The sequence below is a fragment of the Pseudomonas sp. 37 R 15 genome, assembly GCF_900004865.1.
Classification (GTDB): Bacteria; Pseudomonadota; Gammaproteobacteria; order Pseudomonadales; family Pseudomonadaceae; genus Aquipseudomonas; species Aquipseudomonas fluorescens_AM.
In genome coordinates this window covers 220,682-245,119 of the sequence record NZ_CVTV01000049.1, presented here as the reverse complement: position 1 = coordinate 245,119, position 24,438 = coordinate 220,682, and the positions used below count along the sequence as shown (strand labels likewise).

23 protein-coding genes are annotated in these 24,438 nt (G+C 62.8%); 11 read left to right on the top strand and 12 right to left on the bottom strand.

Features of this window, described 5'->3' with window-relative positions; all coding sequences use genetic code 11:
* Positions 1-6: 6 nt before the first annotated feature.
* Positions 7-1,026, bottom strand: a complete 1,020-nt coding sequence (locus tag BFQ04_RS16505; protein ID WP_065951724.1) for a Leu/Phe/Val dehydrogenase — start codon at positions 1,024-1,026, stop codon at positions 7-9.
* 187 nt (positions 1,027-1,213) lie between these two features.
* On the opposite strand from BFQ04_RS16505, the gene BFQ04_RS16500 reads away from it, so the two are divergent.
* Positions 1,214-2,017 (top strand): SirB1 family protein, encoded by an 804-nt coding sequence (locus tag BFQ04_RS16500; RefSeq protein ID WP_065951723.1) that lies wholly within the window; start codon positions 1,214-1,216, stop codon positions 2,015-2,017.
* On the opposite strand, the gene BFQ04_RS16495 is transcribed toward BFQ04_RS16500, so the two are convergent.
* From BFQ04_RS16495 to hmgA, 4 genes are all read right to left on the bottom strand, one after another.
* The gene (locus BFQ04_RS16495) at positions 2,014-3,345 is read right to left on the bottom strand and encodes an MFS transporter (protein WP_065951722.1); all 1,332 of its coding nucleotides are present in this window, start codon (positions 3,343-3,345) and stop codon (positions 2,014-2,016) included. The two genes, BFQ04_RS16500 and BFQ04_RS16495, sit on opposite strands and share 4 nt — an antisense overlap.
* Before the next feature lie 151 nt (positions 3,346-3,496).
* On the bottom strand, positions 3,497-4,132 hold the full coding sequence (gene maiA, locus BFQ04_RS16490; RefSeq protein ID WP_065951721.1) for a maleylacetoacetate isomerase: 636 nt from the start codon (positions 4,130-4,132) through the stop codon (positions 3,497-3,499).
* Positions 4,133-4,144: 12 nt separating this feature from the next.
* Positions 4,145-5,431: a fumarylacetoacetase gene (gene fahA, locus BFQ04_RS16485; RefSeq protein ID WP_065951720.1), complete on the bottom strand. Its 1,287-nt coding sequence runs from the start codon at positions 5,429-5,431 to the stop codon at positions 4,145-4,147.
* Between the two features lie 3 nt (positions 5,432-5,434).
* Positions 5,435-6,718 (bottom strand): homogentisate 1,2-dioxygenase, encoded by a 1,284-nt coding sequence (gene hmgA, locus BFQ04_RS16480; protein ID WP_065951719.1) that lies wholly within the window; start codon positions 6,716-6,718, stop codon positions 5,435-5,437.
* Positions 6,719-6,836: 118 nt separating this feature from the next.
* Here hmgA and BFQ04_RS16475 point away from each other — a divergent pair, with 118 nt between their 5' ends.
* Complete coding sequence (locus tag BFQ04_RS16475; RefSeq protein ID WP_065951718.1) at positions 6,837-7,616, top strand: IclR family transcriptional regulator; 780 nt, start codon at positions 6,837-6,839, stop codon at positions 7,614-7,616.
* A gap of 1 nt (position 7,617) precedes the next feature.
* Here the strand turns inward: BFQ04_RS16475 and dacB are convergent, their stop codons facing one another.
* The 6 genes from dacB to BFQ04_RS16445 form a co-directional block, all read right to left on the bottom strand.
* Positions 7,618-9,075, bottom strand: a complete 1,458-nt coding sequence (dacB, locus tag BFQ04_RS16470) for a D-alanyl-D-alanine carboxypeptidase/D-alanyl-D-alanine endopeptidase (protein ID WP_065951717.1) — start codon at positions 9,073-9,075, stop codon at positions 7,618-7,620.
* A 229-nt stretch (positions 9,076-9,304) separates the two neighbouring features.
* Entirely contained in the window at positions 9,305-11,719 is a 2,415-nt protein-coding gene (locus BFQ04_RS16465) for a TonB-dependent siderophore receptor (RefSeq protein WP_065951716.1), read from the bottom strand.
* A 119-nt stretch (positions 11,720-11,838) separates the two neighbouring features.
* Positions 11,839-12,111: a GIY-YIG nuclease family protein gene (locus BFQ04_RS16460; protein WP_065951715.1), complete on the bottom strand. Its 273-nt coding sequence runs from the start codon at positions 12,109-12,111 to the stop codon at positions 11,839-11,841.
* Positions 12,112-12,147: 36 nt separating this feature from the next.
* Positions 12,148-12,618, bottom strand: coding sequence for a nuclear transport factor 2 family protein (locus BFQ04_RS16455; protein ID WP_065951714.1), 471 nt, complete (start codon positions 12,616-12,618; stop codon positions 12,148-12,150).
* Between the two features lie 91 nt (positions 12,619-12,709).
* Positions 12,710-13,345, bottom strand: a complete 636-nt coding sequence (locus BFQ04_RS16450) for a response regulator transcription factor (protein ID WP_065951713.1) — start codon at positions 13,343-13,345, stop codon at positions 12,710-12,712.
* Between the two features lie 198 nt (positions 13,346-13,543).
* Positions 13,544-14,362, bottom strand: a complete 819-nt coding sequence (locus BFQ04_RS16445) for a response regulator (protein ID WP_065951988.1) — start codon at positions 14,360-14,362, stop codon at positions 13,544-13,546.
* A 406-nt stretch (positions 14,363-14,768) separates the two neighbouring features.
* Between BFQ04_RS16445 and BFQ04_RS16440 the strand changes: the two genes are divergently transcribed.
* The 9 genes from BFQ04_RS16440 to BFQ04_RS16400 all read left to right on the top strand — a co-directional run bounded on the left by BFQ04_RS16440 (position 14,769) and on the right by BFQ04_RS16400 (position 23,112).
* Complete coding sequence (locus tag BFQ04_RS16440; protein WP_065951712.1) at positions 14,769-15,392, top strand: DUF1120 domain-containing protein; 624 nt, start codon at positions 14,769-14,771, stop codon at positions 15,390-15,392.
* Positions 15,393-16,037 (top strand): DUF1120 domain-containing protein, encoded by a 645-nt coding sequence (locus tag BFQ04_RS16435; protein WP_065951711.1) that lies wholly within the window; start codon positions 15,393-15,395, stop codon positions 16,035-16,037. It begins immediately after the preceding gene.
* A 25-nt stretch (positions 16,038-16,062) separates the two neighbouring features.
* On the top strand, positions 16,063-16,683 hold the full coding sequence (locus BFQ04_RS16430; RefSeq protein WP_065951710.1) for a DUF1120 domain-containing protein: 621 nt from the start codon (positions 16,063-16,065) through the stop codon (positions 16,681-16,683).
* Positions 16,684-16,695: 12 nt separating this feature from the next.
* Positions 16,696-17,313 (top strand): DUF1120 domain-containing protein, encoded by a 618-nt coding sequence (locus tag BFQ04_RS16425; RefSeq protein WP_065951709.1) that lies wholly within the window; start codon positions 16,696-16,698, stop codon positions 17,311-17,313.
* A 3-nt stretch (positions 17,314-17,316) separates the two neighbouring features.
* Positions 17,317-18,000, top strand: a complete 684-nt coding sequence (locus BFQ04_RS16420) for a DUF1120 domain-containing protein (RefSeq protein ID WP_065951708.1) — start codon at positions 17,317-17,319, stop codon at positions 17,998-18,000.
* Between the two features lie 34 nt (positions 18,001-18,034).
* Positions 18,035-18,739 carry a fimbria/pilus chaperone family protein gene (locus BFQ04_RS16415; RefSeq protein WP_065951707.1) on the top strand — a complete coding sequence of 235 codons (705 nt, stop codon included), beginning with the start codon at positions 18,035-18,037 and terminating at the stop codon, positions 18,737-18,739.
* Positions 18,740-18,855: 116 nt separating this feature from the next.
* The gene (locus BFQ04_RS16410) at positions 18,856-21,291 is read left to right on the top strand and encodes a fimbria/pilus outer membrane usher protein (RefSeq protein WP_175413290.1); all 2,436 of its coding nucleotides are present in this window, start codon (positions 18,856-18,858) and stop codon (positions 21,289-21,291) included.
* A gap of 11 nt (positions 21,292-21,302) precedes the next feature.
* Positions 21,303-22,442, top strand: coding sequence for a DUF1120 domain-containing protein (locus BFQ04_RS16405; protein WP_065951705.1), 1,140 nt, complete (start codon positions 21,303-21,305; stop codon positions 22,440-22,442).
* Positions 22,443-22,467: 25 nt separating this feature from the next.
* A complete protein-coding gene (locus BFQ04_RS16400) occupies positions 22,468-23,112 on the top strand; it encodes a DUF1120 domain-containing protein (RefSeq protein WP_065951704.1) in 645 nt (214 codons plus the stop codon).
* Here the strand turns inward: BFQ04_RS16400 and BFQ04_RS16395 are convergent.
* Positions 23,109-24,374, bottom strand: a complete 1,266-nt coding sequence (locus tag BFQ04_RS16395; protein ID WP_065951703.1) for a CynX/NimT family MFS transporter — start codon at positions 24,372-24,374, stop codon at positions 23,109-23,111. The two genes, BFQ04_RS16400 and BFQ04_RS16395, sit on opposite strands and share 4 nt — an antisense overlap.
* Positions 24,375-24,438 lie beyond the last annotated feature (64 nt).

Sequence of the window (24,438 nt, the reverse complement as noted above, 5' to 3'; positions counted from 1 at the left end):
GCCGGGTCATGGGTAGAGCAGGCGCTCGGCGAGTTCGTCCGCGACACGTGCCGGGGAGCGTTTTTCAGCCTGGGCATGGGCGTAGATTTCGGTCAGGCGCCTGCCGATGTTGGACAGGTGCGCGGTGATGCTCGGCAGCTCGGCGCCGCTGTGTTTGAGCGCGACGTAGATCAGGCCGCCGGAATTGATCACGTAGTCGGGAGCGTAGAGGATGCCGCGGCCTTCCAACTGATCGGCAATGTCCAGGCGGGTCAGTTGTGCACTGGCAGAACCGGCAACGGCGGCGCAGCGCAGTTGGCCGACGCTTTGGCGATTGAGCACCGCGCCCAGGCCGCACGGGGCGAGGATGTCGCAGGGGGTGCTGAGCAAGGCGTCGTTAGCGATGGGGTGGGCGCCCAATTGTTCCATGGCCAGTTGCACCTTGCCGTGGTCGATGTCGCTGACGAGCAGTTCGGCGCCCGCCGCATGCAGTTGTTCGGCCAGGGCGTAACCGACATTGCCCAAGCCCTGCACCGCCACGCGCAGGCCTTCGAGGTTATCACTGCCCAGGCGGGCCATGGCGGTGGTGCGAATGCCGGCAAACACCCCCATGGCCGCGTGGGGCGCCGGGTCGCCGGCGGCGCTGGTGCTGGTGACGAAGCGAGTGTGTTGGGCGATGCAATCCATGTCGGCGACCGAAGTGCCGCTGTCGATGGCGGTAATGTAGCGCCCGCCAAGCTGCTCGACACAGCGGCCGAAGGCTTCAAACAGCGCGGCACGGCTCTCCACATGGCCCGGGCGCAGGATGACCGCCGTGCCGCCACCCACCGGCAGGCCGGCCAGGGCGGCTTTGTAGCTCATGCCTTGGGCCAGGCGTGCGGCGTCGGCCATGGCCGTTTCATCGTCGGGATAAGCCAGGTAGCGGCAGCCGCCCAAGGCAGGCCCCAGGCGGCTGTTATGGATGGCGATGATCGCCTTCAGCCCGGTCACCGGGTCGACGCTCAGGTGCAGCGATTCCAGGCGGGTGCTGTGCATGAGCGCAAACATCGTCGTGCTCCCGAATCACTTCTGGTAGTGGCCCAAGTATAGGCTGGCGGCAGAAAAGTGCTGGATTGCACTGGAATAAGCCGCCCAATTTCGTGAGTTCTGTGACATAAGCGAGTGGGATATTTCTTATGGTGCTGGACGAAAATTCACAGCAAGGCTAAAACGAGAGCATCCGCCGGAGAATGCAATGAATCCCCGCACCGCTTTTTTCGCCTGCCTGGAGCGTTCACCCCCCGCGCTGTTCGAAGCCGCGCTGTGGATTGCTGCCGAACACGACGCCACCGTACAGCCGTTGCTGATCCTGCAGGCATTCAGCCTGTTGCAACAGCAGATCAGCCTGGGCATGCCGGTGCTGCCGTCCGATGAGCTGGGTCAACCGTTGCTGCGGCGCATGAACGACTTGGGGTTTGCCCAGGATGATTTCACCCCGTTGCGCCCCGCCGCCGCCTTGTTGGACAAGGTGTTGCAGCGCAAGCGCGGGCAACCCCTGGCCATGGGCCTGATCGCCCTGGAACTGGCGCGGCGCCTGGACATCCCCATGGTGGGGGTGAATTTCCCCGGCCACTTCCTGCTGCGGGTGCCCGGGGCCGATCACCTGCTGGACCCCTGTGGTGGCCGACGCCTGTATCCCAACGACTGTCGCGAACTGCTGCATCGCCAATATGGCCCGAACCTCAAATTGCAGGCCGAGCACCTGCACACCGCCGAGCCTCGCTCGATCCTGCAGCGGCTGTCACGTAATCTGCGCCAACTTTACCTGGCCAACGACGAACCGCTGGCCGCCCTGGTGGATGCCGAGCGCGTACTGGAACTGGGCAATGCCAGCGCTGCCGATTACCTGGCACGCGCCAGCCTGTATCAGCGCCTGGACTGCCCGAGCGCCGAGCGCTTTGACCTGGAACACGCGCTGATGCTCAGCGAAGACCCGATCCAGCGCCTGCGCCTGACCGAGCGACTCGGCCATCTGCCGCCCAACGCCATCGTGCATTAACGCACCTTCAAGCGGGCCACCGGCGAGCGCACCTGAATAATCAACAACGCGGCAATCACCGCTGGAATCCCACAGAAAAAGAAAATCTGCTGCACCGGGATATGCATCGCCAGCAACATGCTGCCGAACAACGGCCCCAGAATCGACCCGAAACGCCCAACGCCCAGCGCCCAGCCCGTGCCGGTGGCGCGCACGTGCGCCGGGTAGAAGTTGCTGGCGAATGCATTCAGGGTCAGTTGCCCGCCGATGATGCAGAACCCGGCGGCAAACACGCAGGCCACCAGGTAGCCAGGGTTGTCATGATTCAGGCCCAGCAACACTGTGCACACCGCGGCCGCTGCCAGCACGCCGGAGAGCAGACGCACCTTGCTTTTCAACCGATCGGCCAACCAGGCCATGCCAATCGCGCCCAAGGTGCCGGCGAACAGGAACATCGAGGTCACCAGATTGGCCTGGTTCAGCGCCAGCCCGCTTTCGAGCAGCAGCGAAGGCAACCAACTGATCATGAAGTACAGCAGGATCAGGCTGACGAAAAAAGTCGCCCAGATCAGCAACGTCGGGCGTGCGTAGCCATTGCGAAACAGCTCCAGCACCGTCAGTTGGCTGCCCTGCTCCTGGAGATTTTCGGCTTCGCTGGCAGGCGGCGGTTGCCAGTCGGGCAACATGCGCGCGGTGACTTTGCGTAGACGCAGATAAGGCGGCGCATCCCGCAGCAAACGCGGCAGGGATTCGGGCAGCAACCACAGCAGGAACGGGAACAGCAGCAACGGCGTCACCCCACCCGCCAGAAACACCGCCTGCCAACCAAAGCCATCAATAAACCCGGCCGCCACGAAACCACCCGCCGCACCGCCGAACGAGAAACCACAGGCTGCCAGAGTGACCATCAACGTGCGCATGCGGGGCGGTGAATATTCCGACATCAGGGCCATGGCGCTGGGCATCGCGCCGCCCATGCCGATGCCGCAGATGAAGCGTGCGGCCATCAATGTGGTCAACGAATCGGCAAACACCATCAATACGGTGAGGCTGGCGTAGATCAGCACACAGCCCAACAGGATACGCCGCACGCCGAACCGGTCCGCCAGCGGTGTCACCAGCAGCGAGCCCAGTGTCAGGCCGAGCAGGTTGGCGCTGAACACCGGCCCGAACGCGGCTTTTTCCAGGCCCCAGTCCTTGGCCAAGGCCGGGACTACATAGCCCAGCACCTGGGCGTCGTAGCCGTCGGTCACCAGCAGCAATGCCAGCAACAGAAGAATCAACCACTGGTAGCGCGACACCGGACGGGCGTCGAGTGCCGCGCGGAAGCTGGCAATCTGATTGTGCATCGCAAGGGACCTTTATTTTTATTAGGTTGGCACGCTCACTGTGGGAGGGGGCTTGCCCCCGATTGCTGTGCATCAGCAATACATTTATCAACTGACACACCGCTATCGGGGGCAAGCCCCTCCCACATTTGGAGCCCTGCAGTTTTGAGCGCTATGGGGTGTCAGGTTGGTGGGCCGGGTGAGCCTGCACGAACGCCGGATGCTGCGCCGCCAACGCCGCCACTCGGCCGATGCGCGGGTACGCACCCAACGGCACCTTGAAACGTTCGGCGGCATACAGCTGGGGAATCAGAAACGTGTCCGCCAAGCCCGGCTGCTCGCCAAAGCAAAACCCTGTGTCGCCAATCAACTGCTCCACCGTGCCCAGGCCCTGGCTGATCCAATGCCCGATCCACTCCAGCAATTGCCCCTCATCGTGGCCCCACTGGCGCAGCAGGTTCTGAGTACTGGAGTTATGCAACGGGTGGATATCGCAGGCGATGATCGAGGCCACCGCGCGTTGATGGGCACGGGCGGTCAGGTCCTTCGAGAGCAGCGGTACCTGTGGATAACGTTCCTCCAGGTATTCGATGATCGCCTGGGATTGAAGCAACAATTGCCCCTCATCGCTGCGCAAGGCCGGCACGCGCCCTTGCGGATTGATCGCCAGGAACTCGGGCTGGCGATTGGCGCCGCCCGCCGGCACCAGCAGATTGACCGGTATCGCGGTGAAATCCAGGCCCTTGAGGGCCAGGGCGATGCGCACCCGGTACGACGCGGTAGAACGGTAATACGTATACAGTTCCATGACCCTGCCCTCTCAGCGTGCGGCGACTACGGTACCGCGGCATTCACCGAAACCGATGGAGGCGAAGCCTTCACGATTGCAGCGGGCACGCAGGATGATTTCATCGCCGTCTTCAAGAAATTTGCGCACCTCACCAGAAGCCAACTCAATCGGCTTTTTGCCGCCTTCGGTGATTTCCAGCAGGCTGCCGAACTGCCCCGGCTGCGGACCGGACAAGGTGCCCGAACCAAACAGGTCACCGGCTTGCAACTGGCAGCCGTTGACGCTGTGGTGCGCCACCATTTGCGCCACGGTCCAGTACATATGTTGGGTGTTGCTCAAGGTCAGGCGATGGGCCGGCAGGTTCTGTTCACGCATCGACGCCGTGGTCAGCAGCACTTCCAGTTCGATATCGAAAGCGCCCGCCTTCTGATCGCGAGGGTCCAGCAGGTACGGCAATGGCTGCGGATCGCCTTCGGGGCGCGGCGGTTGCGCCTTGCGAAATGGCTCCAGCGCTTCGGCCGTCACCACCCATGGCGAGATGCTGGTGATGAAGCTTTTGGACAGGAACGGGCCGAGCGGCTGGTATTCCCAGGCCTGGATATCCCGCGCCGACCAGTCGTTGAGCAGGCAGAAACCGGCGATATGTTCGGCCGCGTCGCCTATGGCAATCGCATCGCCCATGGCATTGCCCTGGCCGATCCAGATACCCAGTTCCAACTCATAGTCCAGGCGTGCGCAGGGGCCGAACGTCGGCTCGGCTTGGCCGGCGGGCAAGGTCTGGCCTTTGGGGCGACGGACCTCGGTGCCCGAGGGGCGAATGGTTGAGGCACGGCCGTGGTAACCAATCGGCACGTACTTGTAGTTGGGCAACAGCGGGTTGTCGGGACGGAACAGTTTGCCGACGTTCTGCGCGTGTTCGATGCCAACATAGAAGTCGGTGTAGTCATTGATCCTGGCCGGCAGGTGCATCCGGCAATCGGCGGCACGGTGCAACACCTGCGCCTCACGGGTTTGCAGCGGGCTGCCTTCGGCCAGCAATTGCAGCAGGCGCTCGCGTAACGCCACGCGGGGGCCGCGGCCAAGTTCGAAAAAGGCGTTCAATTGGCCACCGGCGGTCGCTTCCACTGCTCGCCGGGCTTCACCGTCAAACTGGTCCAGCGCCGCGTGCAGGTCGAAAACCGCGTCGCCAATCGCCACGCCACTGCGCGGCGCCGAGCCATTGAGGCTGAACACCCCCAGCGGCAGATTTTGCAGGGGGAAGTCCGCGTGACCGTTGGCCGAGGCCACCCAGCTGCGGGTCTGCGTTGGTTGAGTCATGGGCTATCTCCGATTCGGGTTGAAGGTGGCGGGCAGCGCGGCCCAGCACGCGTCGTAAGAGGGCTGCAGTTGCGGGCATTGCAAGGCGAACTGTGTGGGCCGCAGCACTTGGCTGGTCTCGAACATGAAGGCCATGGTGTTGTCGATCTTGTGCGGTGCCAGCTCGGCATTGATCGCCCTGGTGCAGGTCTCGCCATCCGGTCCATGGGCGCTCATGCAACTGTGCAGCGACGCGCCGCCGGGCAGGAAACCCTCGGCCTTGGCATCGTAGGCGCCCTGGATCAGGCCCATGTATTCGTTCATCAGGTTGCGGTGGAACCACGGCGGCCGGAAGGTGTTCTCGGCCACCATCCAGCGCGGCGGGAAGATCACGAAGTCGAGGTTGGCCAGGCCATGCACGCTGGTGGGCGAGGTCAGGACGGTGAAGATCGACGGATCCGGGTGATCGAAGCTCACCGTGCCGAGGGTGTTGAAGCGGCGCAGGTCGTATTTGTACGGCACGTTGTTGCCGTGCCAGGCGACCACATTGAGCGGCGAATGGTCGAGTTCGCACGCCCACAGCTCGCCGAGGAACTTCTGCACCAGGGTGGTCGGTTGCTTGAGGTCTTCGTAGTGGGCGACCGGCGTCAGGAAGTCGCGCGGGTTGGCCAGGCCGTTGCTGCCAATCGGGCCAAGCTCCGGCAGGCGCAGCGGCGCGCCATGGTTCTCGGCGACGTAACCGCGTGCCTGGGCGTCGAGCAGTTCGACGCGAAATTTGAGCCCGCGTGGCAATACCACAATGTCCAGCGGCTCGACTTCCAGCACGCCAAGCTCAGTGGTGATACGCAAACGGCCCTGTTCGGGCACGATCAACCATTCGCCGTCGGCATTGAAAAACACCCGCTCCATCGACCGATTGGCGCGGTAGTGGTAGATGCTGATCCCTGAGGGTTTTTCCGACCCGGAGTTGGCCACCATTGCTGCGAGCCCGTCGATAAAGTCGGTCGGCTCACCTGGAACGTCCAACGGGTTCCAACGCAACCGATTGGGCGTCACCGCGCCCAGTGGCCCACCGGCCAATTGCCGCTCCAGTTTGATAAACGCCGGGTGATTGGCCGACGGCTGGATGCGGTACAGCCAGGTACGCCGCGCTTCGCTGCGCGCCATGGTGAACGCGGTGCCGGAGAACAGTTCGGTGTACAGCCCGTAGGGCGCTTTCTGCGGCGAGTTCTGGCCAACGGGCAGTGCGCCAGGCAAGGCTTCGCTGGCAAATTCATTGCCAAAGCCCGACAGGTATTCGAGGTTCATGGAGCGTCCTCTGGGTCAGTTGTTTTTATCGTAATCCAGTTACGCATAACGTAATTTGATCGCCAGGGAGCGTCAAGCTATAAAGACGCCCACTCATCTCTCGGATTCTCGCTCTCCCATGGAAAAGCCCCGCGACACCGGTAAACAGAAAGTCCGCTCGGCTGAGGTGGGCACCGATATCCTCAAGGCCCTGGCGCAACTGTCGCCCTCCACGTCATTGTCGCGCCTGGCCGACCATGTGCAGATGCCGGCGAGCAAGGTACACCGCTACTTGCAGGCGCTGATCGCGTCGGGCTTTGCCGAACAGAACACGGCCACCAACCACTATGGCCTGGGCCGCGAAGCGTTGCGCGTGGGCCTGGCAGCGCTGGGCAGCATGGATGTGTTGAAGGTCGGCGCACTGCCGCTGGCGGAGCTGCGCGATGAGTTGAATGAAACCTGCTTTCTGGCGGTGTGGGGCAACCAGGGTGCGACCGTGGTGCAGATCGAGCCGGCGGTGCGCGCCGTCACGGTGGTGACGCAGTTGGGGTCGGTATTGCCGCTATTGAGTTCGTCCACCGGGCTGGTATTCAGCGCCTACCTGCCGTCGCGGGAGACCGTGGAATTGCGCGAGCGCGAAATCCAGGCCGGTATCGCCCACGCCCTGGCAGACGATGCGGCCTACGCCACCCTCTGCGAACAGATCCGCAGCCGTGGCCTGCACTTTGTGCATGGCTTGCTGATGCCCGGCGTGGATGCGTTATCAGCGCCCGTGTTCAACGCAACCGGGCACGTGGCGGCGGTCATGACCGTGGTCGGCCCCACCTCGCTGTTTCACGCCGATGAGGACGGCCCGGCGGCGCAGCATTTGCTGGCGGCGACCCGGGCCGTGAGTTGGCGCATGGGCTATCAGCCCTGAATCATGGGGCCCCGCGCGACAGCGCCACTGCCACGCGATCTTCCAGCGTCTTGACCTGCGCGCCGGCCACCACGTAGTGGTTGCTCAGCATCGAGAACACCAACTTGCGCCCTTGGGCGTCGGTCACGTAGCCGCTCAATGACGAAACACCGGTCATGGAGCCGGTCTTGGCGTGCAGATTGTTTTCGGCCGGGGTGCCGCGCAGGCGATAGCCGAGGCTGCCACCGGTCATGCGGTCGGTGTTGCCGGCAATCGGCAGGGCGTTGTACCAGGCGTTGAACCACGGCTGTTTGCTGGCGACCAGCAGCACCTCGGTGAGGGTTTGCGACGACACCAGGTTGCGCCGCGACAGGCCGGAGCCGTCGACCTGGCTGAACGTGGTGGTGTCCAGCCCCTGGCGTTTGAGAAACCCGGCCACGGCCACCGCGCCCGCCGCGGCTGTGCCGCTGTTGGCCGTCTGGCGCCCCATGGCCTTGAGCAAGGCTTCGGACATGTTGTTGTTCGAGAGTTTGAGCAGTGGCGTGATCAACGCCTGCAACGGCGCCGATTGGTGCTCGGCGAGCACCGTCACCGCCGCCGGGCTGGCCCCGCCCATCACGCGACGCCCCTGCACCGTAATGCCCTGTTGCGCCAAGGCGTGCTCAAACAGATTGGCTACCAGTTGCGTCGGCTCCCAGACGCTGATCAGTTGCTGGCTCTGCCGTCCCGGTGCCACCGCGCCGCTGAGCTGCAACAGGTTGGTGCCATGCCGGCGATTGATCCCATAGCTGTTGCCCGGCCCACTGACGGCGCGGTTGTTCAGTTGCAGGTAGTCGGTGGGCGGAAAGATGTCGACGCTGACAGGCTGACCAACTTGCACCGGCGCCTTGGCGGTGACCAACACGCTGCCGGCATCAAAATCGCTATTGGGCGACACCGTCAGCGCTGAAATCTGCGCGCCGTAGTAGGTGGTTTCATCATCATGGGACCAATCGACCCCCAGCCGCTCGGCATCGAACCAGGTGTCGTCGAATACCAGGTCGCCTTGCACCTGGCGCACGCCCTGACTGGCCAATTGCGCCGCCAGCGCCTGATAGTCGGCGTACTGAAGGGTCGGATCCCCCAGGCCGCGCAGGTAGAGATTGCCGGTAAGACGATCGCCCTGGCGGATGCCATCGCTCAACAGTTGCGTGGCGAAGCGGTATTGCGGGCCCAGCACATCCATCGCTGCGGCGGTGGTCAGCAGTTTGAGGTTGGAAGCGGGCACCAACCGTGTACGGGGGTTGTGCTGGTAAAGCGTGGCGCCAGTGCGGGCGTCGCGCACCATCAGCGAGACGGTGGCGCCCTGCAGCGCCGGGTCGGCCAGCAGCTTGTCGAGCGTTGCGGGCGTGGAGGTCTGTGAAACGCCGGCGCAGCCGCCCAGTAAAAGGCTCAAGCCGACCAGCAGGGTGCGGGTGTGTAACCATTTTCCAAAATACATCAGTCGCGTTTTCCGTAAGCATCCAATGCCCGCAACGCTAACAGCTCAGGTGTCATTGTGGGAGGGGGCTGGCCCCTGATAGCGGTGTGTGAACCAACATCAGCATTTGCTGACACACCGTCATCGGGGGCAAGCCCCCTCCCACATTTGATCTTCGCTGCTTTAAGCATTTCGTTCGCTTAACTGACTGGCATCAGGGCAAGCCCCCTCCCACACAAAGCGAACCGCATCAGAAAGTCAGGGTGCTGGACACCGATACCTGCCGTGCATCGCCCATGGACACGAACTGCGTGTTCACCGAAGAGGTGTAGTAGGTGCGGTCAAACAGGTTCTTCACATTGAGCTGGAACTTGACCTTCTGTCCGTCAAGCCGTGTGTCATAACTGGCGAACACATCGGCCACGGTATAACTCGGCAGTTCGAAACTGTTGGCCGCATCCCCTGCCCGCTCACCGACATAACGCGCGCCGGCGCCGACGCGCAGTTGATCACCGCCCAGGATACTGCCGAAGTCATACACCGCCGACAGCGAGCCAGTGCTTTTCGCCACGTTCTGCAGGCGATTGCCTTTGAGGCTCGGGTCTTCGGTGACCTCGGCATCGGTGTAGGCGTAACTGCCGATCAGGCTCCACTTGTCGGTCAACTGACCGCTGGCATCCACTTCCAGCCCACGGGATCGCACCTTACCCGCCACACTGTAGACCGAGGTCAAACCGTCGCCAACCTGCACCAGCACATTACGTTTATCAATGTTGAACAGCGCCGCGCTCGCGGTGATGCGCCCCGGCAGGTCGAACTTGGCGCCCAACTCCCACGCCTTGGATTCTTCAGGCTCCAGGCTGCCATCCAGTACGGTCTTGTTGGCCAACGGCGCGATGGTGGAGTTGGGTTTGAACGACTCGGTATAACTGCCATAGAACGACAGCTCATCGGTGTAGCGATACACCAGCCCGGCACGCGGCACCCATTTCTGGCCGTTGCCATCGGTGTTGGCGGTGAACGGCACGCCTTTGCCGGCGTATTGGTCGTACATCTGGTAGCGCGCGCCGCCGACCAGGATCCACTGGTCATTGAGGTGGATCGCGTCCTGGAAGAACAGCGAGTCGCTGCGCAGCAGGTCGGTCTGGTTGCTGTCCGGAGCGCTGACTTTGGAACCCGCCACTTCGTTGCCGTACACCGGGTTGTTGTAGTCGAACGCGCCACGCGGCGTCTGGCGGATCAGGTCGGCGCGGTAGATTTTGCGGTATTCGTCGTCCAGGCCGACCACCAGGTCGTGCTGCATACCCGCCACATCCACCTTGCCTTCAAGGCTGGCGGTGGCGAAGCGGTCGGTGGTCAGCGCGCCCTGGGTGCCATCCATGCTGCGGGTCAGGGTGCCGTTGGTGTTGACCTTGACCACGCGTACCTGGCTGGCATCGTAGGTTTCGCGGTTCCAGCTGTAGCCGACGTGAGCTTTCCAGTCGTCGTTCAGATCGTGATCGACGGTGAGGCGGTACAGATCGGAGCGGCCCTCCATGTTGTTGAACGGCTCATCCAGACGGCGGGTGGCGGGGATGTTCAGCGGGTGGTTGGTCTTGGGATCGATGGCGGTGCCACGGTCGAACGGCGAAAGAAATTCGCGGTGCTCATAGGCCAACACCACTTGGGTGGTGTCGCCGTACCATGCCAGCGAGGGCGCCACCAACGTCTCGCGGTGGGTGCCATAGTTGCGCCAGTAGTCTTCATCTTCATGGTCGACGATCAGGCGATAGGCCAGGCCGCTGTCACCCAGCGGGCCGGTGGTGTCCAGGTTACCGCCGCTGCCGTTCTTGCCGCTGCCGAACGTCGAGCCGCGCGCGGTCAGGGAGGTGGACTGCACCAGTTCGGGCTTTTTGCTGACGATATTGACCACGCCGCCAGGGTCCTGGATGCCATACAGCAACGACGACGGGCCCTTGAGCACTTCGACACGCTCGGCCGTCGCGTTCAACGCACGGCCCTGCACCACCGGCATGCCGTCCTTCATGATCGAGCCGTTACGGTTGTCGCCAAAACCGCGCAACATCACCGCGTCCTGGGTACTGCCGAGGGTGTTGGACTGGGTGATACCGCTGATATTGCCCAGCGCGTCATCCAGATTGCGCGGTTGTTGATCGCGCAGTACTTGAGCCGGGACCACGTTGACGGTCTGCGGGGTTTCCAGCAGCAGGCCACGGGAGCGCATCACTGAGCTGGTCGGCGGCGGCTGGTAGCTGGTGCTGTCCTGGGCGAGGTTGGCGCCGCTGATGGTGGTGGCGCCGAGATTGACCGCGCCGTCGGTTGGCACAGGCTCCAGGGCCAGGGTGCGGGCGTCGATCTGGCGGAAGGTGAAGCCGGAGTGGCTCAACAGGCGTTGCAGGGCTTGGGTCGCACTCATCGGCCCGCTCAGTGCCGGGGCATTGAGCCCATAGGGTGCGTCATCGGTATAGATCACGCTGATGCCGGTCACCCGGCTGAAATCGCTCAGGGCCTGGGGCAGCGGTTTGGCTGCCAGGTCAAAATTGAACTGGGCGCTTTGCTGCTCCTGCGCCTGCGCCACCGCCAGGGGCAGCAATGCCAACCCCGACACCATCAGTACCGAGGCTCCCAGCCACTGTTTGACCCAACCGCCCGCCGTAGACTTCATGCTGTGAGAACCTGTGTAGAAAGCGCTGTTAATGCGAATAGATCGCAGTTTCATGCACTACACGGATGGGCCGCGGGTTTACCTCACCGAAATCGAAAAATAATGTCGAGTATCCGCCGTTAAACCGATAAGCCACTCGCCGCCAGGCACTCCTTGGCGCTCTTCTTCAATTTCTTGATCAAGCGCTCCTGGCGCAACGCTTCAGCTTTGCTCGCGCATTGCTCGGTGTACACCAGCGCTATGGCCGGGCTGGACAGGAAAAACCGCGCCCCCTTGCCGCTTTGGTGCGAAGCGAATCGGCGCACCGGGTCGTTGCTGACGCCGCAATACAGCGCGCCATTGGCGGCGCGCACCAGGTAGACGTACCAGGGCTTGGGTTCAGGCGTGCTCACGGACGGATTCGGCAAGGCAAAGGGGCGCGCAGTTTATCAACGACTGGCCTGGAATGCCTTCAAGCCTTTGTTCGCCTGGGCGCGCACGGCGTTTCGCACCAGCGGTGTCCACCCCAGCAGCAGGCCCTTGGTGCCCAACGCCTGGCGCGACCAGCGCCACAGGTCGAACTGATCGTGGTGCTCGCAGATCTTGCCATCGCGAAAGACGAAGCGCGCTTGAATATCATTGACCACCGTATTGCCGGTCGCGCTGAACACATAGGTGGCCACCCAGTGTGCACTGCCGGTGCGTTCGTCACTGCTTACCTGGTTGAAGGTCAAGGAAAAATCCTTGGCCCGTGTGGTGAGCATCCGCCACATATCCCCCGCGTCACGGCCTCGCAGTTCACCAAAGGCCGGGTCGCTGAACACCACGTCATCGCTGTAGCAGGCGACCATGGCTTCGGCATCCAGACGCTGGAAGGCGCTGTAGAACCGGCTGATCAAGGCGTTGTGGGCATCACTCATGGGCAGGCTTCCGCAGGGGTCAAAAGAGTAGGCGCACGATAAGCTGCCCACGCCGCCATGGCTACTGTCATTCGCCAGGCAAATGGGCGGGCTACGGCGCTATGCCTGTACTGCGGGCGTAGGCGAACAAGTCAACGTCGGTGGAAATACTCAAGCGCTGCATGGCCGTGCTCTTCTGCTTGCTGATCGTGGAGACGCTGCGGTTGACCTGGGCTGCGATCTGGCTGACGGTCATGCCGCTGGCCAACATGCGCACCACCTCGCGCTCCTTGCCCGACAGCTGAGGTTCCTGGGACTGGTCACCGGTGCCGGCCTCCACCAGCTGCATGCGCAGGCATTCGCTGACGAAGGTCTGTCCGGCCTGTATCGCCTTGATCGCCAGGGGCAACTCCTTGGCCGACGCGCTTTTGGCGACCACCGCCCTCGCACCATGGGCAAAGGCGGCGCGCAAGGTGGCGACATTGGCGAACATCGTCACCAGAATCACCGGCAAGTGCGGATACTGGCGGTGCAGCAGGCCCAACAGGCAATAACCATCGGCCTGCTGGCCGCCGGGCATGGCGAAGTCTGTGACCAGCACGTCGCACGGTGTATGACTCAGCACGCCTAATAGCTGATCGGGGCCGTCAGCTTCACCGACCACCTTGCACTTGCCATTCGCCTCGATCACGACTTTTTGCCCGACTCGGACAATGGGGTGATCGTCAGCAATAATTACTCGAAGCATAGGCACCCACGAATGATGGCAACTTGAATCCGCGCAAAATACCTCTGCCTGCGGTCATCAACAACTGCTAACAAAGAGCTGCTTGAGGCCGAACCCAATGTTCAGTAGCGGCTGCTTTTTGGACTACAACACAATAGGAAAGCACCTACAGTCAAAACAAGATCTGTGCATAGATGAAGTGCTCTGCATCAGCATTCTTCAAACGTCGGACAAGTAGTCGAGATAGGTGCACAGCTGTGCCTCGAACCCTTCCAACTGCGCCTTATGTGCAGCAACGCCATCGGACTGGACCTGCCTGATCACGCTCACGGCGCTGGTTTCCAGGCCCGTACCCCCCAAGAACACCAGGCTGCCGATCAACCGATGCAAATGCTCGGCGGTCAGTGATGCGTTCAACGTCGCACGCGCATGACGTAACACACGCAGGTCTTCCCAAGCCTCCACCAGCAGGCTTTCCAGCAATTGGTCGACAATAACGTCGCTGCCAAACGTGGCGACAAGCGAGGCACGGGTCGGCCAATTCATAACCGGCACTGCGGCTTCTTTTCCGGTGCGAGGGCCGTCATCGCCCGGCAACCAGCGCACCAGTACGGCGTGCAATTGTTCAAGCGTCAGTGGCTTGACCAGCCAGGCATCCATACCGGCCTTGCGGCAACGTTGCGGGCTGTCGTTTTGCAGATTGGCGGTCAAGGCGATGATCGGCACTCGCTTCAACCCGTTTTTGCGCTCGTGCCGGCGAATGGCGCTGGCCATGCTGTAACCGTCCATGAGGGGCATCCGGCAATCGCTGATGACCAGGTCGAAGGGCCTATGGGTAAAGGCGTCCAACCCCATGAGGCCATCGGCGGCCAACTGATGGCCGAGTCTCAGCTTTTGCAGCAGCCAACCCAACAACAGGCGATAAGCTGAATGATCCTCCACGACCAGGACATTCAGGTGCTGCCAATGAGGCGGGGGGGCAAAAGGCGGTTTGACTGTGCGGTTCGCTCCTGCGGTTGAACCTCCTGGCGAACCCATCAGTACCTCTTCGTGGTGGTTAATTGGGCAGCCCTTTGCGGCATTGACGCAGTCGCCAGGGCGGCCTGTCATGCAGCAGCGCCAGACATACTCTTTCGAAGGTTATCGACACAAAACCTATAACCTTTCAAGTACATTCAAGCCGATACAACAACTACGAAAAGCACCGCGAAACAGCCCTCCGAATAGCGTGCCGGCCTCGCCTCGCCAATGTCGTATTAGTTGTATTTCCCCCTCGCAGCCCCCTCGCTAAATTGTGCCCACCCCAAAAAGAGGGAAGGTTTGCCACTCCCCGGCAACCGCAAAAAACATCGAGACCGCCGCCAAGCCAACCCCTCGCTCATTCAAGACCGGGCGTTGACCTGCACGCGTTTCAATCTGCCGGACTGCAATGGAATGATTTGAAATGAAAACCCCTGTATCCCTGTTGAGCAGTGCCCTTCTGCTCGCCATGACCTCCTCGGTGTTCGCCGCCAGCAGCGTCGACCTGAGCGTCACGGGTTTGATCACCCCCAGCGCCTGTGCAGCCAGCCTGCCGGGCGATGTCGATTTTGGAAAGATCGCGGCAAAAGATCTGAATCTCGACACCCCCACACAGCTTGAACGCAAGACGCTGCAACTGAGTGTGAATTGCGACGCGGCAACGCTGTTCGCCATCGACCTTATCGACAACCGAGCAGGCTCTTCCATCTATAGCTATGCCTTCGGCCTGGGTTTGATCAACGACAACCAGAAACTTGGCCAGTACAGTTTCACGTTCAACAACCCCATCGCCGAAACACCGTCCACCCTGCTGGCGATGTACAACAACGACGGTAAGTGGATAGACATTTATCCGGACGATGGTATTGGGCCAGGTGAGTTTGTCGCACTGGGCAGTCGTGGCGATAACGGTTGGGCGCCGCACCCGGTCAAAGACGCAACCATGGACATCACCCTGTACGGCTCCATTGCGCCTGCAAAAGACCTGACCTTGACCAGCGAAGTGGCCATCGACGGCTCCGCGACCTTTGAAGTGAAGTACCTGTAAATGGACGCTTACACCGTGAAAACCTCCCTGTCCCTGTTGAGCGGTGCCCTGCTGCTCGCCATGACCACCTCGGTGTTCGCCGCCAGCAGCGTCGACCTGAGCGTCAAAGGGCTGATCACACCCAGTGCCTGCACTCCCGACCTGTCCAGCGGCGGCGTCATCGATCATGGCAAAGTCGCAGCCAAGGATTTGAAGCCGGACCACTGGACATTGCTGGGCAATCACACCCTGCAACTGGTGATCGGCTGTGAGGCGCCCACCCTTCTGGCCCTCAAGGGCACCGACAACCGAGGCGGTTCACATGACCCGCTGAACGCCTATGGCCTGGGCCTGGTCAGCGGCAAAAAACTGGGCGCATATACCCTGACGTTAGCCAACCCCATGGCCGACGACACCCCCCTCTCCGTGATCGAGTCCACTGATGACGGCCTTACCTGGCGCGAGGCGTTTGCCGGTGACATCTGGCCCACGGCCTACCTCGCTTCGTTCGGTGATCGCTCGACTGGCGGTTGGGCCCCTACACCGGTCCGTCAGCTGACAGCCGACCTCATGGTGCAAACCCTCATCGCCCCAACAGCAGGCATGGACCTCGCTACAGAGGTGCCCATCAATGGCTCCGCCACAATTGAAGTGAACTACCTGTAACCCCCAACCCCACAGGATGTGACTCATGGTTAGCCCCCTCACTGCCCTTACCGCGACATTGTTGCTGATTGGCGCCGGCCCGGTCTTGGCCGCCAGCAGCCAGGACCTGAGCGTCAAGGGGAGCATTACCCCCAGCGCCTGCGCACCCGTAGTCTCAGGTGGCGGCACCATCGATTTTGGCAAGGTATCGGTCAAGGACCTCAATACCGACACCTACACCGATCTGCCCAGAGAAACCATGCTGTTGAGCGTGCGTTGTGAAGGGCCGACCATTTTTACCCTGAACACCATCGACAACCGCGCGGGCACCGCCGCCAGCCACTTCACCTGGCATGGCCTGGGCGTGACACCCAACGATGAAAAAGTCGGCGATGCCGGGCTCGGCCTGTATCTGCCAGTGGCCGATGGCGTGCCGGTACGCACCATCACCTCCAGGGATGGCGGCGTGACCTGGATGCCCTCGGTGATGCTCAGCCATACCCTGTTGACGGCGGTCGCCGACAACGACGGCCTGGCGCCGATTGCGGTGCAGGCGCTGGACGCCGAAATACGCCTGATCACCCACATCGCCCCCGCCAGCAACCTTACGCTGACCGACGAAGTGCCCATCGACGGCCACGCCACTGTGCAAGTCAATTACCTCTAAGGAGCTCCCCCGATGAAAACCCGATTGACCGCCCTGGCCGCCAGCGTGCTGCTGCTTAACTCGGCCACCACCTTCGCCGCGTCCAGCGTGGACCTGACCGTCAAGGGCCTGATCGTGCCCAGCGCCTGTACGCCGAGCCTGTCTGGCGGTGGCGTGATCGACCATGGCAAGATTTCCGCCAAGGATTTGCACCCGGACAGGGCAACGGCGATCGGCTTGCATACCCTGTCGATGAGCGTCAACTGTGACGCGCCGATCCAGTTCGCTCTGCACCCCATCGATAACCGCGCTGCCTCGGGTCTGACCACGGACTTCGGCCTGGGCTTTATCAACGAAACCCAGAAGCTGGGCCACTTCTCCCTTACCTGGCGCGGCATGGTTGCCGACGGCGTGACCGCTCAACCCATCGCATCGACGGACCAGGGCAAAACCTGGTACGCCGAGAAATTCTGGGAGCCGAGCATGTACATGGCGGCGGCATCGATGAGCGACGACACCCAGCCGCTGCCGATCAAAGACCTGAGCGTCGATCTGGAAGTGCTCACTATCATCAACCCCGCAGACGGCTTGGACCTCAGCAATGAGGTAACCATCGATGGCTCGGCCACCCTTGAAGTGAAGTACCTCTAACCCATGGCCGCCCATCCTTTGACCACCGGCAGGCATGGGCTGCGCCTTACGTTGCCCGTGCACTGTAGATGGATGCGCATCTTCATCACCGGGCTTTGCCTGGCCACGATGACCGGTGCCCACGGGGCTTCGGTCGTCGATCTGACGGTCACCGGCCGGGTAACCCCGGATGCCTGCAATATCGTGCTGAGCCATGACGGCACCGTCGATCACGGCAAGATTGCTTCCCACAGCCTCAATGCCGACGAGTTCACCGTGCTGCCGATCCAGACGCTCGAACTGCGCGTGCAGTGCGCCAGGCCCATGCTGTTTGCGCTGGTGGGCATCGATAATCGCGCCGACTCGTCGTCGGCTCCCGATTATTTCTACGGGCTCGGCAGGAACATCCACGTCCCCGAAGAGCGCCTGGGCTCGGTGGCGCTGGCCTATCGCAATGCGGTGGGCGATGCGCAGCCCATGCAGGTATTGGCCTCCACCGACAACGGCGAAACCTGGTCGCAAGAGCCCAATGCCTACCCGCGTACCCATATGGCCTTTGCACCGACAGGTGACCGTCAACCCGACTTCATCAGCCAGTTGATCGTCCAGCTTCAAGTGAGCACCGCCATCAACTTCTCGCGTTACCTGACCCTGGACCAGGAAGTCCCGCTCGACGGAGCCATCGTTCTGGACCTGCGCTACCTCTGATCGATCCTCCTTTTCGGCCTAATGGAAACCCGTCATGACGACGACATTCTCAAACACCGCTGTGGGCCTCATTGTCTTGTTACTCGTGCTCGGCAATCAGGTAAAGGCCGACGGCATGGTCCCGGACACCTCCGTGGTGATCGTGCATGAAGAAGACGGCGAAGCGTCCGTGTCGGTGACCAACACCGACAGCCAGCTCGCCCTGCTGCATGTCACCTTGCAGGATATTCCGGAGGACACCGAACCGCTGCTGGTGGTGACGCCGCCGCTGTCACGGGTCGAAGCGTCCAAATCCCAACTGGTGCGTTTCATTTTGCAAAACCAGCAGCCACTGCTCACCCAACGGCTTAAACGCGCGGTGTTCGAAGGCATGCCCCAGGGCCGCGCAGCCACCGCCGCCGGGCATGCCCGCGTGGGCGTGACCGTGCGCCAGAACCTGCCGGTGATCGTGCACCCCAAGGGCCTGGCACCCAATCGCACCCCCTGGACCGACCTGACCTGGACACTGCGCGACGGCCAGTTGCAGGTGCGCAACGACACGCCGTATGTGGTGCGGCTGGCGCAGGAGCTGCAACTGCTGCCGGGCGACGGCAAGGCCATACTGCCGCGCACTTACGTACTGCCGGGCGAAGCCTTGAGCGTCCCGGCCAGCGGTAGCCAGGCCCGGACGGTAAGGCTGCAACCGGCCACCGTGTACGGGTTTGCGGTCAAGGCCTACGACGCACCGATCAGTTTCTGACGGAACACCCAGGCGGCATAACCCACCGCCGCCTGAGTAACGCAGTGACAGCTCATTGAGCGTCACCAGAACGCCTGGACCACAAGCCCCGGGCGTTCACCACTCGAGTACCTTGCGTGAAAACAGTATTGAGTTACCGTGACGGCGAAGCCGTGCCCGATCCCTCTGCCAGCGCGGCCCTGCCGCTGGTGCTGCTGCTGTGTGCGCTCCTGCCCGCCAAGGTGTGCGCCGAGGATTCGAGCCCGTCCGGCTTCGATGCACAGACCTTGCATCAACGTGGCATCGATCCGCAGTTGGCCAGACTGTTGCTGGCCGCACCGCGCTACGCGGCCGGGCAACATACCGTCAATCTGCGCGTCAACGGCCAGCGCCGTGGCCGGTTGGCGGTGAATTTCGATCAGCAGGGCAATCTGTGCTTCGACCGCACCTTGTTGGACGCCGCCCACCTGATGAGTGCCGATGACGCGGCCGGGTGCGAGGATTTCCTTGCCCACTATCCGCAAACTCTGGTGGAGCCGGACCCGGCAACGCTGACGGTGTCGCTGGTGGTACCCACCGAAGCCCTGCGTCCCATGCAACAGGATATCTCCGGCTACGAAACCGGTGGGTTTGCCGGACTGCTCAACTACGACCTCAGCGGCTTCTACAACCGCTTCGGCGATGACGCCAGTCGCTTTGGCTCGGCCAATACCGAGGTGGGGTTCAATGCCGGCGACTGGATCGTGCGCAGTCGCCAGGTGCAGACCTGGCAGGATGGCCTGTCACGCAGCACCCACGTGCAAGCCTATGCCCAGCGCACCTTTGCCAGCCACCAGGCGGTGCTCCAGGCCGGGCAAATCAACCTGTACAACCCGGTGCTGTCCGGCGCGCAGATCACCGGCGTGCAGGTGCTCACCGAGCACGCCCTTCAAGAACAGGGCCAGGGCGCGCTGATCCAGGGCATCGCCAACAGCCCGGCCCAGGTGGAGGTGCGCCAGAACGGCGCGTTGATTCATTCCACCGTCGTGCCTGCCGGGCCCTTTACCCTCACCGATGTACGTCGCTTGAACACGCGCTCGGACGTCGAAGTCACGGTCAAGGAGAGCGTCGGCGGCGAGCGGCGTTTTACCGTGCCAGCGGCGATGCTCGGGCTCGGGCTGCCAGCGCCGGGTTACTCCGTGGCGGCGGGCCGGGTGCGCAATGTGGGCGATGCCAAAGGCGACGATCCGTGGGTAATCAGTGGCGGCTGGACCGGCGCCCTGCATCCGCAGTTGACCCTGGGCACGGGCATGCTGGCGGCCAGTGAATACCGTTCGGTGGGCGCGAGCCTGGGCTGGTTGCCCTGGGTGGACAGCCAGATTCAGTTGTCCACTCAACTGTCCAACACCCAGGCACGGGAAAAGGTGTCCGGCCTGCAGACCGACCTTTCCTGGTCCCAGCGCCTGGGTGAGCAATGGTCGATCAGCGTGGCCAATTCGTGGCGCAGCATCGGCTACCGCGAACTCGAGGAAAGCACTTACGCGCGCGACGACAGCAACCGCGATTCGCGCTACCGCGACCAGCAAAGCCTCAACCTGGGCTGGTCCCATCCACAATTGGGTGCATTCAGCGCCGGAGTGTCGCGCTCGGCCAATTTTGCCGGCGACAGCAGCAGCCGTGCACTGGCCTCCTGGGGCACAAGCCTCGGCGCAGTGTCGTTGTCAGCCAGTGCCGAGTGGCAAATGGGCGGTCGCCAGCAGCAGGACAACACGGTTTACCTGACTATCGGCGTGCCGTTGGGCGAGAGTCGCCGGCTACGCAGCTGGGTGCGTAATTCCGGCGGCGAGAACCGCACCGGCCTGGGCGTCACGGAACAGATCGACGACCAACTCAGCTATCGCGTCAGCGCCGAACACGACAGCAGCGACCATCAAGTGGAAACCACCCTGGGCGTGTCGGCATTGCCGCGCTACAGCCAGCTCGACGTGAGCTACAGCCGCTCCGATGCCGAGCGTTCCAGCTACCAGGGCAGTGCGCGCGGCGGTGTGGTGCTGCACGGCGGCGGCGTGACCTTTTCCCCCTACCCGGTGCGTGACACCTTCGCCCTGGTGTCGGTGGACGCCATGAGCGGCATCAAGCTCAGCACCCCCAGCGGCCCGGTGTGGACCGACTGGCAAGGCCAGGCCGTGGTGCCGCAAGTGGCTGCCTACGGTCGCAGCCCGGTGGAGGTGCAGACGCGTTCATTGCCACGCAACGCCGATATCAATAACGGCCTGGCAATGATCTCGGCCGGACGCGGTGCCGTGGAACGCGTCGAATTCGGCGTCGGCCTGACCCGCCGCCTGTTGCTCACCGTCAGCACAGAGCAGGGCACACCGCTGCCCGCAGGCGCCTCCGTCAGCAACGCTAACGGCGAGTTCATCACCCTGGTGCAGGAAAGCAGCCAAGTGTTCCTGCCCAATGTGCTCGCCCCATCGACACTGTGGATAACCACGCCCCAAGGGCGCCGTTGCCAATTGCGCTATTCACTGCCGGAAAAAGCCGACCCCTCGGTGTACTTCGAAACGGCCCCCGCACGCTGTCACGCACCTTGAGGATTCCCGCCATGCCCTTTGCAACCTGCTTGCGTCAACTGTGCCTGTGGCTGTTGATCGGCGTCGCCGGCACTGCCCAGGCCGTGGACGAATGCCAACTGAACGTCAGCGAACCGGTGCTGGACTTCGGCCTGATGAGCCGCCTGGCACAAAAAGACAGCGCACCGCTGCGCCTGCTCGGCGAACGCCGCCTGAGTGTGACCGTCAACTGCCCGCAGGCCGAGGACCTCAGCCTGTTCTACCGTGCGCAGGCCGCCAGCCCACAGCGCCTGCAGTTTACCGAGCACGGCAGCTATGCCATTGAGGTCGGTAACGCCCTGCTCGATGGCAGGGCGGTGGAGCTGGGTTTGCTGCCCGCCGTGGGTCAGGCACCCGCCGCCAATGGCAGCGTCGTGCAATGGCGACCCGGTCATGGCATCGCGCCGGTCGAACAGGGTGCTGTGCTCATGGGAAAAACCCTGGCGCTGCAATTGACCCTGCGCGCCTGGGCTGACCCTGCCGCCACTCAAGTGCGCGATGCCACCACCTGGGAAGTCTCCGGCCTGCTGTACGGCGCACGCCACGGCCGCTACCGGGAACTGACACTGCGGGCGCACTTCGCCCCCATCGCCTGCCTGCCAACGTTATCCGACCAGGGTGTGGTGGACTACGGCACTTTGTATGCCAAAGACCTCAACACCAGCACTGAAACCCCCTTGCCCACCCGCACCCTGCGCCTGAACGTGACGTGCGACGCGCCAATCCGCTTCGCCCTGCGCATGAAGGACAACCGCGAAGGTTCGGCCACCGGCGGCACCGATGAAACCGCCTATGGCCTGGACCTGGATGCGAGCCGTGGCAAGATCGGGCGCTTTTACCTCACCCTCGATCCGGCGGAGTTCAGCGCCGATACCTTCCCCACGTTGTACCGCACCGACTCCACCAGCAATGGCGTGGCGTGGAGCAGTTCCACCGCGCGGCAAATCCCCATGGCCGCCAACAGCATCATGGGTTTTACCGATAAAACCGGCGTCATCACCGGGCCAGTGGCCCTGCAAACCCTGACCGGCACGATGCGCATCAAGACTTACCTGGCGCCCATGCAAACCTTGGACCTGAGCGATGTCGTGCGTATCAACGGTTCCGGCACGCTCGAAATCGTCTATCCCTGAGCCTTCACTGTGAGGAGTTCGTCCCATGAAAACCCGCCTCTTTTCCAGCCTGTTGCTACTGGTCAGCGCCCCCTCGGTGCTGGCCGCCTCGACTGTGGACCTGAGCGTGCACGGCCTGATCACTCCCGCCGCCTGCGTACCGCAGCTTTCCAGCGGTGGCCTGATCGACTACGGCAAGATCGCCCAGCAGGACCTGAACCTGGAAACTGGCACGCGCCTGCCACTCAAGACGCTGCATATGGGCATCGCCTGCAATGGCCCCGTCCGCTATGCCTTGCGCATGCGCGACAACCGTGACGGTTCAGCCATGGTCAACAGCGAGATTTATTACGGGCTGGGGTTCGATAACAGCGGCAATCGCCTGGGGGTTTACTCCATGACCTTCGACCCAAGGCAAACCCAGGCCGGCAACACTGCGCAGGTCTATGGCACCGAATCCACCACCGGTGGCCTGGCGTGGCGCACCTCCAATCTCAACCCCATTGATATCGGCTCCAGGAGCTACCTGGGCTTTACCGCCATCGAGGGCAGCGTCAGCGGGCCTACGGCCATCGATAGCCTGGCCGGCATCGTCACGGTGCAGACCGTGATCAATGCCCGGCAGAACCTGGACTTGAGCGTGGAGACCGCGCTCGATGGATCGGCCACGCTGGAAGTGGTGTACCTCTAGACTTGCTCGCTGGTGACGTGCACGTAGCGCGCACGCCCGGCCCCGAGGCCGGCGACGATGGCGCCCAGGCCGATCACGGCGAAGATCCAGCCGATGGCCGTCCAGCCGCCGGTCCAGTCATGCACCAGGCCGACCGCGAAAGGGCCGAGAGACGCCAGGGTGTAACCGATGCCCTGGGCCATGCTCGACAGGTTGGCTGCAACGTGGGAATCGCGCGAACGCAACACGATCAAGGTCAGCGCCAGGCTGAAGGTACCGCCCTGCCCCAGGCCCAGCACAATCGCCCAACCCCATAAGCCATCCAGCGGGGCGTAGAGACAACCGAACAAACCGCCCAGGGTCAGCAGCATCACCACCACGATTGCCAGGCGCTGATCCTTGCCGCGGGTGGCGAGCCAGGGGGCGGCAAGCGAGCTGAGCAGTTGCACGATAATCGAGCCGGATAATGCCAGCCCGGCCTCGGTGGCACTCAAGCCGCGACCGATCAGGATCGACGGCAACCAGCCGAACACAATGTAGGCCAGCGACGATTGCAGGCCCATGTAGAGCGTGACCTGCCAGGCCAATGGGTCGCGCAGCAAACCCTTTACGCGATAGGCAACGCGGTGGGTGCCATGCTGTTGGCCGACCTGCGGCAACCAGACCAACGCCGCCGCCAGCGCCGGCAGCATCCAGAAGCCCAGGCCCATGTTCCAATTGTCACCAAAATAGTGGCTCAACGGCACAGTAGCGCCCGCTGCCATCGCGGCGCCCAGGCACAACGCCATGGTGTAGACCCCGGTCATGGTCCCGGCCTGCCTGGCGAAATCACGCTTGACGATGCCCGGCAACAGCACGCCGATAATGCCGATGCTCGCACCGGCAATCAGGCTGCCGACGAACAGGCCCACTTCGCCGAACGAACTGCGCAAAATGATCCCGGCGGCCAGGGTCAACAGAATGCCCAACACCACGCGCTCGGCGCCAAAACGTCGCGCCAGCATCGGCGCGGTCGGCGCGAAGAGGCCCAGGCACAGCACCGGCAAGGTGGTCAACAAGCCGGCCTTGGCGGCCGACAAGCCCAGGCTGCTGGAGACTTCAGCCAGCAGCGGCGACAGGCTCGACAACGCCGGGCGCAGGTTCAGCGCCACCAGGACCAGGCCGAGCAACAGCAACCAGGGTCGAGCCACGCTCGGTTGCGCGTGTTGCACAACCTCGTCGTCGGCCTCGGCGTCAATCAGCAGCTCTTCAAGTTCAGTCTTGCGTTGAGTTTCAGGGTTCATTGATCAACTGCCGGCAGAGGGATTTGGCGCGTTGCGGATCTTGCCGAGCGCAGTGCCTGCAAAT